The sequence below is a fragment of the Kitasatospora sp. NPDC048239 genome, assembly GCF_043202015.1.
GTDB lineage: Bacteria > Actinomycetota > Actinomycetes > Streptomycetales > Streptomycetaceae > Kitasatospora.
Genome location: NZ_JBICZP010000010.1, coordinates 1 through 13,608, shown reverse-complemented (window position 1 = coordinate 13,608; position 13,608 = coordinate 1). Strand labels below are relative to the sequence as shown.

Here is a 13,608-nt window from a genome sequence, read left to right as displayed (position 1 = left end):
GACCGGCACGGCAGTGACCGGCTCCGAAGAGAAGGAGAAGTGAATTGGTGGCGCCCGAAATCCAGAAGGCCGTCCGCGGCTTTGTCGCCCAGGAGCTGAAGGGCCGGCACGCCGAGCTCGATTCCCTGGCCGAGGCCCCGCTTCCGCTGTACGACCGGTTCCGGGAGACCGGGCTCGCCAACTGGTGGCTGCCGAAGGAGAGCGGCGGGCAGGGGCTGACCCTGTCCGACAGCGTGGATATCGTCAATGAACTCGCCTACGGCGACGCGGGTGCGGCGTTCACGCTGTTCATTTCGATCCTCGGCACGAGCATGGTCTCTCTGTACGGGTCGGAGGAGCTGAAGGAGCGCTATCTCGCGTCGATGGCCGAGCGCGGCGCGTACTGCGCGACGCTCGGCAGCGAGCGCAATGCGGGCAGCGAACTCGGCCGGATCGAGACGGTCGCCGCCCGCAGCGGAGACGAACTCGTGCTGAACGGCGAGAAGTACTTCTCGACCAACGCGGGATTCGCCGACTTCCTGCTGGTCGTCGCCGTGTCCGCCGAGGACCCGGGCGACCACCTGGCCGTCCTGGTACCCCGGGACACCCCCGGGGTGAGCATCGTCCGCCGCTGGGACGTCATCGGGCTGCGCTCCTCCGCCACCTACGAGGTGCACTTCGAGGACTGCCGCGTCCCGGCCGGGAACCGGCTGAACGGCAACGGCCTGCGGCTGCTGGAGATCGGCCTCAACGCCAGCCGCACGCTGATCGCCACCACCGCGCTCGGCACCGCCCGGCGGATCCGCGACCTGTGCATGGAGTACGCCAAGACCAAGCGCCTGCGCGACGCCCCCCTGGTCGACAGCCCGGTGTTCGCCGCCAAGCTGGGCCAGATGGAGATGCAGATCGACGTCATGAAGAGCCAGTGCCGGCAGGCGGCGCGGGACTACGACGCGATCATGGAGAGCCCGGACCCGGCCACCGCGTTCGCCAAGCAGGGGACGCTGAAGTCGGCGCTGACCGCCAAGATGTTCTGCGGCCAGACCGGCTGGGACGTCGCGACCGTCGGCTCGGAGATGTTCGGCGGACTCGGCTACACCAACGAGCACCCGATCGGGAAGCTGGTGCGGGACATGCGCTACGTCTCGATCGTCGAGGGCGGCGACGACGTCCTGCGCGACCTCGTGTTCAGCCGCTATGTGATCCCGATTCCGCGCCGCTCGTAACACACGTCACAACCCCAGGGGGCCCCGGGACACCGGGGCCCCCTTTTCGCCGTGCCCGGGCCTCCCCGGACCCCCCACCTCCGCGTTTAGGGGGCCTTAGGGGGTGTGGCCGGATAACCCGGATGACTAACTTCGCTAGCGACCGCCTGATCGTGGGATTACATCCAAGGGGAATCAATGAGCGACCCGACGACCAGCTGGACGAAAATCACCGAGGGGGAGACCGGCCAGGTCATTCTCACGGTCGACTTTCCGGCCACCGGCCGCCTTCAGGCGGATTTCTCCGAACTCGCCGCGCGCCTGACCGGCGGCCACGCCTTCTGGCGCACCGTCGTCGCCCCGACCCCGCTGACCGGGGTGGACAGCCAGGAGTACATCCGGCCGTGGCTGGACGAGGTGAAGGCCAGCGGCCTGACCGTCCGCGCCGTGATGGGCTTCTGCGTCGGCAGCGTGCACGCCGCCCTGCTCGCCGAGCGGATCGCCGAGTGGCAGGACCCGGCGCCCGAGGTCGTCCTGTTCGACCCCGAGCTGGTCAACACGGGCACCGTGTACTGGCAGTTCGCGATGGTCGTGGAGAGCCTGAGCCAGGTCCTCAACACCGAGGAGGCCGAGGACCTGCGCGAGGCCGGCAAGCTGGCCTTCGAGGAGATCCAGGACCCGACCGAGCTGGCCCGGGCCCTGGTCGAGCGGTTCCACGACGCGATCGCCATCGCCTGCGAGCGCACCGGGCTCGGCGAGGAGTTCGTCGAGGAGCTGGTCGAGATGTTCGGCGCCTTCATGGCCTACCTGGCGATCGCCGACCAGGCCGACCCGCTGCCGCTCTGGGCCGGCGCCACCGCCGTCTCCTCCTCCAGCGCGGAGAACGGCCTCAGCCGGGTCCGCAACGAGATCCTGCGGCGCGAGGGCAAGTACGTCGCCGAGGAGCTGGTCTTCCCCGGCATCGTCCACGCCGACCTGCTGCGCAACGACGACGTCGCCAAGGCCGTCGACGAACTGCTCGCCAAGTAGGGGCCCCCGAGAGGATCGGAAGCACGGAGATGCAGCACACCCACGGGGCAGCCGCCGACACCCTGCCCGCCACGAGCAAAGAACGGTCCCTCTGGCTGCTGGAGGACCTCGTCCCCGGCGCCGGGGTGAACAACCTGACCTTCACGTTCCAGGCCGACGGCCCGCTCAACGGCGAGGCCCTGCGGCAGGCGCTGGACTCCCTGGTCCGCCGCCACGAGGTGCTCCGTACCGTCTTCCGCGCCGAAGGGGCGGACGGCTCCGGCCTCCAGCGGTGGACCGTGCCGGCCGACCGCGCCGAGGTCCCGCTGGAGACCGTCCGGCCCGCGCCCGAGGCCGACGTCCTCGCCGAGCTGACCGCCTTCACCGGCACCCCGTTCCGGGCCGACGGCAGCACCCTGCTGCGCGCCCGGCACGTCGAACTGCCCGGCGGCGGAAGCCCGGTGGGCGACCAGTCGGAGGGCGAGCCGGCCACCGGTGACGTCTTCTGCCTGGTGCTGCACCACAGCGTCTACGACGGCATGTCCACCGGCATCGTGGTGGAGGAGTTCTGCGCCCTCTACGACGCCTTCGACACCGGCGCCCCGGTACCCGACGCGCTGACCGCCGAGGTGCCGCGCTGGACGGAGCCCCAGCCGTCCGAGCGCAGCCGGGAGTTCTGGCAGAAGCAGGTCGACGGCCTGGACGTCTCCGGGCTGAACCTGGGCAACGACAAGCCGCTGCCCGCCAAGACCACCCTGGTCGGCGACTGGGTCACCCGGAAGCTCTCCCCGGAGGCCGCGGCCGTCGCCAAGCGGCTCCAGCGCGAGCTGCGCGCCCCCGAGGTGGTCATCCTGCTCGCCGCCTACTACGCGCTGCTCGCCGCGCACGGCGCCGGGCCGGACATCACCGTCGGCTCCCCGATCAGCGTCCGCGGCCGGGAGCAGCAGAAGGCCGTCGGCTACCACATCAACGTGCTGACGCTGCGCCAGCAGGTCGAGCCGGAGAAGACCTTCCGCGAGCTGGTGACCGGTCTGCGGCGCACCTTCCTGGACTCCGTCGGGCACGCCGGCTTCCCGGTGGACGAGCTGTTGGAGATCGTGCCGCGGGTCGACGCCTCCTGGCGCAACTCGCTGTTCCGGCACGTCTTCAACTTCGTGCCGCAGAGCGACCCGCGCTTCGGCATCGGTGGCGGCAAGGCCCGGCTGCTGACCGTCGAGAACGGCTACAGCAAGTTCGACCTGGAGTTCTTCGTCACCGAGCTGGGCGACTCGCTCCAGATCCGGGCCGCGTTCTACCAGGACGCGTACGACCGCGAAGACGTCGCCCTGATGATCGAGCGCTACGAGGCGCTGCTGCTCGCGGTGGGCCAGGACGCCGACCGCGCGGTGGGCGACCTGTCGGCCTGGTCGGCCCGCGACCACGCCGTCATCGACGGCGCCAACGCCACCGAGCGGCCGCTGGCCTACGCGTCCGTGCTGCAGGCCGTCGCCGAGCGGGCCCAGGCGGACCCCGCGGCGGTGGCGGTCGAGGAGGCCGGCCGCGAGATCGGCTACGGCGAGCTGTGGCGGGCCGCGCAGGCGGTCGCAGCTCGGCTGCGCGAGGCGGGCACCGAGCCCGGCTCGGTGGTCGCGCTGCTCTCCCGGCGCAGCGCGGCGCTCGCCTCGGCGGTGCTCGGCGTCTGGCTGGCCGAGGGCGTCTACCTGCCGCTCGACCCGGACCACCCGAGCCAGCGCATCGTCTACCAGCTGGACGACGCGCAGGCCCGGTTCGTGCTGGCGGACCCGGACGTCGAGGTGCCCGAGGGCGACCGCACGGTGCTGCGGCTCGCTTCCCCCGAGGCCGGTGCGGCCGACGGGGACGCGGCTGCCGAGGGCCCGACGGCCGAGGGCTTCGCGGTGCCCGAGGTGGACCCGCAGTCCTGCGCCTACCTGATCTACACCTCCGGTTCCACCGGCCGCCCCAAGGGCACGAAGATCAGCCACCGGAACCTGGTCAACCTGGTCGCCCACTTCGTCGACGAGCTGGACTGCTCGGCGCGGACGGCGGCGCTCTGGATGACCACCTTCAGCTTCGACATCTCCGCCCTGGAGCTGCTCGTCCCGCTCGCCTGCGGCGGCCGTGTGGTGGTCGCCCCGGACGACGCGCGGGTCGACGGCGGACGCCTGCTGGAGGTCCTGGACCGGCACGCCATCGACATCGTCCAGGCCACCCCGACCACCTGGCGGCTGGTCGTCCAGGAGGCCGGCGCCCGGCTGGAGGGCCGCCGGGTGCTGTCCGGCGGCGAGCCGCTGCCGCCCGCACTGGCCCGCCAGCTGCTCGCCACCGGCGGGGAGCTGCGCAACGTCTACGGTCCGACGGAGACGACCATCTGGTCGGCCTCCGGTCTGATCGCGGACCTGGACGAGGGCCGGCTGCACGTCGGCGGCCCGATCGCCAACACCCAGATCTTCGTGGCCGACCCCCGTGGTCGCGAAGTCCCCGTCGGCCTCCGCGGTGAGTTGTGCATCGCGGGGGCCGGCGTGGGGATCGGCTACCACGACCGCCCCGAGCTGACCGCCGAGCGGTTCGCCGACCACCCCCGGTACGGCACCCACTACCGCACCGGCGACGTCGCCCGCTGGCTGCCCGACGGCACGCTGGAGGTGCTCGGCCGGATGGACCGCCAGGTCAAGCTGCGTGGCAACCGGATCGAGCTCAGCGAGGTCGAGTCGGTGCTGCTGGAGCACGCCGAGGTCGGCGCGGCCGCCGTCGTCCTGGTCGGCGACCCGACCACCGACGGTGCCCTGGTCGCCTTCGTGGTGGCGCCCGACGACCCGCGCGTGGTCGAGGAGCTGTGGAGCCACAGCCGCGCGCTGCTGCAGGGCGCGGCCGTGCCACAGGACTTCATCGTGGTCGACGCCTTCCCGATGACGGGCAACGACAAGGTGAACTACCCCGAGCTGACCAGGGCGGCCGAGGAGCGCCGCGCCCAGCAGGAGGGCGGCGCCGCGGTCGTGGCCACCACCGGCGACCCGGTCGTCGACGAGCTGACCGGGATGTGGCGCGAACTGCTCGACGTCCCCGGTCTCAACGCCGACTCGCACTTCTTCACCAGTGGCGGCCACTCGCTGCTGGGGGCCCAGCTCATCCAGAAGATCAGCCGGCAGATCGGCATCCGGCTGAAGCTGGCGGATCTCTTCGCCAACCCGACCCCACGCGGGCTGGCGGAGCAGGTCAAGGCGCGGCAGGGCTGACCGGCCGCTGTCGTGGACGCTGTCCAGCCCGCCGTGACCCCATAAACGGCGGGCTGGACAGCCCCTCTTCTTTTGTCTTGCCGTTGTCGGTGCCTTTCGTCTTGCCGCTTGCCGTCCTGCGCTTGCCGTCTTGATGCGTGCCGTTCTTGATGTCTTTCCGTTTGTGATGCCTTTCCGTCCGTTCTTTCCGGCGGACTCTTTCCGAACTTTCCCCGATCTCGGTGACGCGAGGAGCGTGTAGCAGAGATGGCTGCCAACGACACCAAGCTGATCGATGCGTTGCGCGCGTCGTTGAAGGAGACCGAACGGCTGCGTGAGCAGAACCGGCAGTTGGCCTCGGCCACCCGGGAGCCGATCGCGATCGTGGGAATGGCCTGCCGGTTCCCCGGCGGGGTGAAGTCCCCCGAGGACCTGTGGCGGCTGGTCTCCGACGGACGGGACGTCATCGGGGAGTTCCCGCAGGACCGCGGCTGGGACCTGGACAACCTCTTCGACGACGACCCGGACCACTACGGCACCACCTACAGCCGCAGTGGCGGGTTCTTCTACGAGGCCGGTCAGTTCGACGCGGGCTTCTTCGGCATCTCGCCGCGCGAGGCGGTCGTGGTCGATCCCCAGCAGCGGCTGCTGCTGGAGGTGTCCTGGGAGGCCCTGGAGCGGGCCGGCCTCGACCCGTCGGGGCTGCGCGGCAGCCGGACGGGCGTGTTCACCGGCCTGATGACCCACAACTACGCCACTCCGCTGAGCGCCGTCCCCGGCGACCTGGAGGGCATGGCGAGCACCGGCAAGGCGGCCAGCGTGGCCTCCGGCCGGGTCTCCTACGAGCTGGGCCTGGAGGGTCCGGCGGTCACCGTGGACACCGCCTGCTCCTCCTCGCTGGTCGCCATGCACCAGGCCGCGCAGGCGCTGCGGCTCGGCGAGTGCGAGCTCGCACTGGTCGGCGGCGCGGCCGTGATGGCCAACCCGGCGATGTTCGTGGAGTTCAGCCGGCAGCGCGGGCTGGCGCCCGACGGCCGCTGCAAGTCCTTCTCGTCCACCGCCGACGGCACCTCCTGGGGCGAGGGCGCCGGCGTGCTGGTCATGGAGCGCCTCTCGGTGGCCCGGGCCAACGGCCACCGGGTGCTGGCCGTGCTGCGCGGCTCGGCGATCAACCAGGACGGCGCCAGCAACGGCCTGACCGCCCCCAACGGCCCCTCGCAGGAGCGGGTGATCCGCCAGGCGCTGGAGCAGGCCGGGCTGGCCGCCGCCGACGTCGACGCGGTGGACGCGCACGGCACCGGCACCTCGCTCGGCGACCCGATCGAGGCGCAGGCCCTGATCGCCGCCTACGGCCGCCAGCGCGAGGCCGGCAAGCCGCTCTGGCTGGGCTCGCTGAAGTCCAACATCGGGCACACCCAGGCCGCGGCCGGGGTCGCCAGCGTGATCAAGATGGTCATGGCGATGCAGGAGGGCGTCCTGCCGCAGACCCTGCACGTGGCCGAGCCGACCCCCTACGTCGACTGGTCCTCCGACGCGGTGCGGCTGCTGACCGAGAACCGCGCGTGGCCGGCCGACGCCGAGCGTCCGCGCCGGGCGGGCGTGTCCTCGTTCGGGATCAGCGGCACCAACGCGCACGTCATCATCGAGCAGGCGCAGGCCGAGGAGACGGCCACGGTCGAGGTGGCCGGTCCGGTGCCGTGGCTGGTGTCCGCGGCGACCGCGACGGCGCTGCGCGCCCAGGCCGCCCGACTGGGCGAACTACTCTCCTCCGACAAGGACTTCAGCCTCGGCGGGGCCGCGAAGACGCTGCACTCGCGGGCCGGCCTCGAACACCGGGCCGTGGTCGTCGGCGCCGACCGTGACGAACTGGCCGCGGGGCTGGCCGCGTTGGCCGAGGGCGGCGCGGCCGCCGGGCTGGCGCAGGGCGTGGCCGCCGGATCGTCCAAGGTGGGCGTGCTGTTCACCGGTCAGGGCGCCCAGCGTGCGGGTATGGGCCGGGAGTTGTACGAGCGGTTCCCGGTGTTCGCGGAGGCCTTCGACGCCGCCTGCGCCGAGCTGGACGGGCACCTCGGGCGCTCGCTGCGTGATCTGTGCTTCGAGTCGGAGGAGTTGGACCAGACGGGCTACACCCAGCCCGCCCTGTTCGCCTTCGAGGTCGCCACGTACCGGCTGCTGGAGGCCTTCGGGGTCCGCCCGGAGGTGCTGGTCGGCCACTCCATCGGAGAGATCGCCGCCGCCCACGTCGCCGGGGTCTTCAACCTCGCCGACGCCGCCAAGCTCGTCGCCGCCCGCGGCCGGCTGATGCAGGCCCTGCCCGCCGGCGGCGCCATGATCGCCGTCCAGGCCGCCGAGGCGGACGTCCTGCCGCTGCTCGCCGGACACGAGGACAAGGCCTCCATCGCCGCCCTCAACGGCCCGAACGCCACGGTGATCTCCGGCGACGACGAGACCGTCACCGCCATCGCCGAGCAGCTCGCCGCCGAGGGCCGCAAGACCCAGCGGCTGCGGGTCAGCCACGCGTTCCACTCCCCGCTGATGGACCCGATGCTCGCCGACTTCCGCAAGGTCGCCGAGCAGCTCGCGTACAGCGAGCCCGTGATCCCGCTGGTCTCCAACGTCACCGGCACCCTCGCCGAGACCGGACAGCTCACCGACCCGGAGTACTGGGTCCAGCACGTCCGCGACGCGGTGCGCTTCACCGACGGCCTCACCGCCGCCGTCACCGCGGGCGCCCGGGTGCTGGTCGAGACCGGCCCCGACGCCGTGCTCACCGCGATGGCCCGGCAGATCCTGGCCGACGACGAGCGCATCAGCGCCTTCGCCGCCGTCCGCCGCAAGCAGGACGAGCCGGGCACCCTGGTGACCGCACTCGGCGGCCTGTGGGCCCGCGGCGTCAAGATCGACTGGAGCCCGCTGCTGCCCGAGCAGGCCGCGCTGGTGGACCTCCCCACCTACGCCTTCGAGCACCGGCACTACTGGATCCAGGGCCAGGCGCCCGCCGGCGACCTCGCCACCGTCGGCCTCGGCACCGTCGAGCACCCGCTGCTCGGCGCCGCCACCGAGGTCGCCACCGCGGACCAGCTGGTCCTCTCCGGCCGGCTCTCACTCGCCACCCACGCCTGGCTCGCCGACCACACCGTGCACGGCACGACCATCCTGCCCGGCACCGCCTTCATCGAGCTGGCCCTCCAGGCCGCCCACCGCACCGCCACCCCGCACCTGCGCGAGCTCACCCTGCGGGCGCCGCTGGCGCTCACCGAGGACGAGGCCGTCCAGCTCCAGGTCGTGGTGGAGGAGGCCGCCGAGGACGGCACCCGGGCCGTCAGCGTGTTCTCCCGCCCGCAGGACGGCGGCTGGACCCTGCACGCCACCGGTCAGCTCGCCGCTGACGCCGCGGCGCCCGCGCCCGCCCCGCAGGCCTGGCCGCCGCACGGCGCCGAGCCCGTCGAACTGGGCGACGCCTACGGCACGCTCGCCGACCAGGGCTACGACTACGGCCCGGCGTTCCAGGGCCTGCGGGCCCTGTGGCGCGCGGGCGACGAGGTGTACGCCGAGGTCGGGCTGCCCGAGGAGTACCGCGGCGACGCCGAGCGGTTCGGCGTCCACCCGGCCCTGCTCGACGCCGCGCTGCACTCGATCCTGCTGAGCCGCCCGGCCGACGCCACCGAGACCCTGCTGCCGTTCAGCTGGTCCGAGGTGGCCCTGCACGCCTCCGCCGCCACCGCCCTGCGGGTGCGGATCACCACCAAGGGCGCGCAGGAGGTCGCCCTGCACCTCGCGGACGCCACCGGCGCCCCCGTCCTCACCGTGGACTCCCTCGGCCTGCGGCCGGTCTCGGCCGAGCAGCTCGCGGCCGCCGGCCGGGCCTCCGACGTGCTGTTCGGCATCGAGTGGTCGGGCGTCCCCGTCGCGGAGGACGCCGTCGACGGCCTGGCGGTGTTCGGTACCGGCCTGGACGCCCTGACCCGCGCGGAGCGGTACACCGACTGGGACGAGCTCTCCGACAGCTTCGCGCCGTACGTCCTGGCCGAGGTCACCGCGGACGCCGGGGCCGACGCCCCCGCCCGGATGCGCAGCGCCTCCTACCGGGCGCTGGAGCTGGTCCAGGGCTTCCTGGCCCAGGAGAAGCTCGCCGACTCCCGACTGGTGATCGTCACCCGGGGCGCCGCGGCCACCGACACCCCCGACCTGGCACTCGCCCCCGTCTGGGGCCTGGTCCGCGCCGCCCAGGCCGAGCACCCCGGCCGCCTCGTCCTGGCCGACCTCGACGACACCGCGGAGAGCCTGACCGCCCTGACCCGGGCGATCGCCGGCGACGAGCCCGAACTCGCCTTCCGGGCCGGCGCGGTGAGCGCTCCGCGGCTCACCCGGACCGCGGCCGCGCCGGACACCGCCGCGACGCTCGACGCCGAGGGCACCGTCCTGATCACCGGCGGCACCGGCGGCCTCGGCGCCGTCGTCGCCCGCCACCTGATCGCCGCCCACGGCGTCCGCCACCTGCTGCTGGTCAGCCGCCGCGGCGCCGACGCCCCCGGCGCGGCCGAACTGCGCGCCGAACTCGCCGAGTCGGGCGCCGAGGTGACGATCGCCGGATGCGACGTCGCGGACCGCGAGGCGCTGGCCGCCCTGCTGGCCGCCGTCCCCGCCGAACACCCGCTCACCGCCGTCGTGCACGCCGCCGGCGTACTGAACGACGGCCTGGTGGAGGGCATCTCGACCGACAGCCTGGACGGGGTCTACCGCCCCAAGTCCGATGCGGCCTGGCACCTGCACGAGCTCACCCGCGAGCTCCCGCTGGCCGCGTTCGTGGTCTTCTCCTCGCTGGCCGGCTCCTGGGGCAACGCCGGGCAGGCCAACTACGGCGCCGCCAACGCCTTCCTGGACGCCCTCGCCGCCCACCGCCGGGCGGCCGGCCTGCCCGCCACCGCCCTCGCCTACGGGCTGTGGACGGCCGGCGGCATGGCCGAGGAGCTCGGCGCCGCCAACCTGCGGCGCCTCGGCAGCACCGGCGTCCTGCCGCTCTCCGACGCCCAGGGCCTGAGCGCCTTCGACACCGCGCTCGGCACCGACCAGCACCACGTCATCCCCGCCCGCCTCGACCTGAAGGCCCTCGGCCAGCAGGACACCGTCCGCCCGCTGCTGCGCCGCCTGGTCGCCACCCAGACCCGCCGCGCCGCCGCCGCACAGCCCGCCGGCGGCGGCCTCGCCGAGCGCCTGACCGGGCTGGACGCCACCGCCCAGCAGGAGCTCCTGCTGGACGTGGTGCGCCGGCAGGCCGCCACCGTCCTGGGCTTCACCGGCCCCGAGGCGGTCAACCCCGACCGCCTCTTCCAGGACCTCGGCTTCGACTCCCTGACCGCCCTCGAACTGCGCAACCAGCTCAACCGCGCGACCGGGCTCCGCCTGCCGGCCACGCTCGTCTTCGACTACCCCACCCCCCACGCCCTGACCGACCACCTCCGGACCGAACTGGCCCCGGCGGAGGCCACCAACCCGCTGCTGGCGGACCTCGACCGCTTCGAGGCGGCGCTGGCCCAGCTGGACCCGGACGACGAGCTCCGCCAGGAAGTCGTCGGCCGACTGCGCGAGTTGGCGCGGTCGACGGCGGACTCCGAGCTGACCGAGGCGTCCGAGGACGACCTGCTCGCGGCGCTCGAAAACGAACTCAAGACCTTCTGACCTCCGGACAACTGAGCAAGGGCTAGGGGACTGGCGATGTCGAACAACGAGAGCGGTCTGCGGGAGTACCTCCGCCGGGCGACGGCTGAGCTGCGGGACGTCAACCGTCGGGTACGGGAGATGGAGGAGCGGCAGCAGGAGCCGATCGCGATCGTGGGCATGGCCTGCCGGTTCCCGGGCGGGGTCTCCTCGCCGGAGGAGCTGTGGCGGCTGGTGTCCGAGGGGCGGGAGGGCATCTCCGCCTTCCCGTCGGACCGCGGCTGGGACCTCGACGGCCTGTTCGACGACGACCCCGAGCAGCTCGGGACGTCGTACTGCCGGGAGGCCGGATTCCTGCACGAGGCCGGCCTGTTCGACGCCGGGTTCTTCGGCATCTCGCCGCGTGAGGCGCTGGCGATCGACCCCCAGCAGCGGCTGCTGCTGGAGACCTCCTGGGAGGCGATCGAGCGGGCCGGGGTCGACCCCCGTTCCCTGCGCGGCTCGCGGACCGGCGTGTTCGCCGGACTCATGTTCCACGACTACCTGCCCCCGCTCGCCGCCGTCCCCGGCGAGCTGGAGGGCATGGTCGGCATCGGCAGCACCGGCAGTGTCGCCTCCGGCCGCATCTCCTACACCCTGGGGCTGGAGGGGCCGGCCGTCACCATCGACACCGCCTGCTCCTCCTCGCTCGTCGCGATGCACCTCGCCGGACAGGCGCTGCGGCAGGGCGAGTGCGACCTCGCACTCGCCGGCGGCGTGACGGTGATGTCGACGCCCTCGTCGTTCGTGGAGTTCAGCCGCCAGCGCGGCCTGGCACCCGACGGCCGCTGCAAGCCGTTCTCCACCAGCGCGGACGGCACCTCCTGGGCCGAGGGCGTCGGCATCCTGGTCCTGGAGCGGCTGTCCGTGGCCCAGGCCAACGGGCACCGGATCCTCGCCGTCATGCGCGGCTCGGCGGTCAACCAGGACGGCGCCAGCAACGGCCTGACCGCCCCCAACGGCCCCTCCCAGGAGCGGGTCATCCGGCAGGCCCTCGCCCAGGCCGGGCTCACCACCGCCGACGTCGACGCCGTCGAGGCGCACGGCACCGGCACCTCGCTCGGCGACCCGATCGAGGCACGGGCGCTGCTCGCCACCTACGGCAAGGACCGCCAGGAGCCGCTCTGGCTGGGCTCGTTGAAGTCCAACATCGGCCACGCCCAGGCGGCGGCCGGTGTCGGCGGCGTGATCAAGATGGTCATGGCGATGCAGCACGGCCTGCTGCCGCAGAGCCTGAACGTCGAGGAGCCCACCCACCACGTCGACTGGGCCTCCGGCGCGGTGCGGCTGCTGACCGAGCAGCGCGACTGGCCGCAGGCGGAGGACCGCCCGCGCCGGGCCGGCGTCTCCTCCTTCGGCATCAGCGGTACCAACGCGCACGTCATCATCGAGCAGGGCGAGAGCGCGACCACGGAGGCCGCCCCGGTGGAGGCCGCGGGCCCGACCGCCTGGGTCCTCTCCGCCGCGAGCCAGGAGGCGCTGCGCGGACAGGCCGAGCGTCTCGCCGCGTACACCGACCAGCAGGACGAACTCGGCCTCGGCGCCGTCGCCAAGGCCCTCACCGGCCGGGCGCTCTTCGAGCACCGCGCCGTCGTCGTCGGTGCGGACCGCGAGGAGCTGCTCGCCGGGCTGCTGGCGCTGGCCGAGGGCGAGATCCCGACCGGGGTGGCGCAGGGCGCGCCGAAGGTGGGTGCGCTGTTCACCGGTCAGGGTGCTCAGCGTGCGGGTATGGGCCGGGAGTTGTACGAGCGCTTCCCGGTCTTCGCGGAGGCCTTCGACGCCGCGTGTGCCGAACTGGACCAGCACCTCGGGCGCTCGCTGCGCGATCTGTGCTTCGAGTCCGAGGAGTTGGACCAGACCGGCTACACCCAGCCCGCCCTGTTCGCCTTCGAGGTCGCCGCCTACCGGCTGCTGGAGGCCTTCGGCGTCCGCCCCGAGATCCTGGTCGGCCACTCCATCGGAGAGATCGCCGCCGCCCACGTCGCCGGGGTCTTCAACCTCGCCGACGCCGCCAAGCTGGTCGCCGCCCGCGGCCGACTGATGCAGGCCCTGCCCGCCGGCGGTGCGATGGTCGCCGTCCAGGCCGGCGAGGCGGACGTGCTGCCGCTGCTCGCGGGGCACGAGGGCAAGGCGTCGATCGCCGCCCTCAACGGGCCGAACGCGACAGTGATTTCGGGTGACGACGAGACCGTTACCGCGATCGCCGAGCAGCTGGCCGAGGGCGGTCGCAAGACGCAGCGCCTGCGCGTCAGCCACGCGTTCCACTCGCCGCTGATGGACCCGATGCTGGCGGAGTTCCGTGCGGTCGCCCAGCAGATCGCGTACAGCGAGCCGACGATCCCGGTGGTCTCCAACGTCACCGGTGCACTGGCCGAGACCGGACAGCTCACCGACCCCGAGTACTGGGTCCACCACGTCCGCGACGCCGTCCGCTTCACCGACGGCATCACCGCCGCCGCGGAAGCCGGGGCGACCGCCTTCGTCGAGGTCGGCCCCGACGCCGTCCT

The 13,608-nt window shown here is 73.1% G+C and carries 5 protein-coding genes; all 5 read left to right on the top strand.

The genetic code is table 11. The features are described 5' to 3' along the window. Positions 1–47 precede the first annotated feature (47 nt). Positions 48–1,205 carry an acyl-CoA dehydrogenase family protein gene (locus ACGFZP_RS25215; protein ID WP_392937028.1) on the top strand — a complete coding sequence of 386 codons (1,158 nt, stop codon included), beginning with the start codon at positions 48–50 and terminating at the stop codon, positions 1,203–1,205. A gap of 177 nt (positions 1,206–1,382) precedes the next feature. Beyond that, positions 1,383–2,213: a hypothetical protein gene (locus ACGFZP_RS25210; protein WP_392937025.1), complete on the top strand. Its 831-nt coding sequence runs from the start codon at positions 1,383–1,385 to the stop codon at positions 2,211–2,213. Between the two features lie 29 nt (positions 2,214–2,242). Next, on the top strand, positions 2,243–5,425 hold the full coding sequence (locus tag ACGFZP_RS25205) for an amino acid adenylation domain-containing protein (protein ID WP_392937022.1): 3,183 nt from the start codon (positions 2,243–2,245) through the stop codon (positions 5,423–5,425). Positions 5,426–5,671: 246 nt separating this feature from the next. Continuing rightward, a complete protein-coding gene (locus ACGFZP_RS25200) occupies positions 5,672–11,083 on the top strand; it encodes an SDR family NAD(P)-dependent oxidoreductase (RefSeq protein ID WP_392937019.1) in 5,412 nt (1,803 codons plus the stop codon). A 36-nt stretch (positions 11,084–11,119) separates the two neighbouring features. Further along, positions 11,120–13,608 (top strand): type I polyketide synthase (locus ACGFZP_RS25195; protein ID WP_392937016.1); only part of this gene is annotated, 2,489 nt, incomplete at its 3' end.

Coding starts and splice junctions, on each gene's coding strand:
- ACGFZP_RS25210 (WP_392937025.1), top strand. CDS start 1,383: ATGAGCGACCCGACGACCAGCTGGACGAAAATCACCGAGGGGGAGACC.
- ACGFZP_RS25205 (WP_392937022.1), top strand. CDS start 2,243: ATGCAGCACACCCACGGGGCAGCCGCCGACACCCTGCCCGCCACGAGC.
- ACGFZP_RS25200 (WP_392937019.1), top strand. CDS start 5,672: ATGGCTGCCAACGACACCAAGCTGATCGATGCGTTGCGCGCGTCGTTG.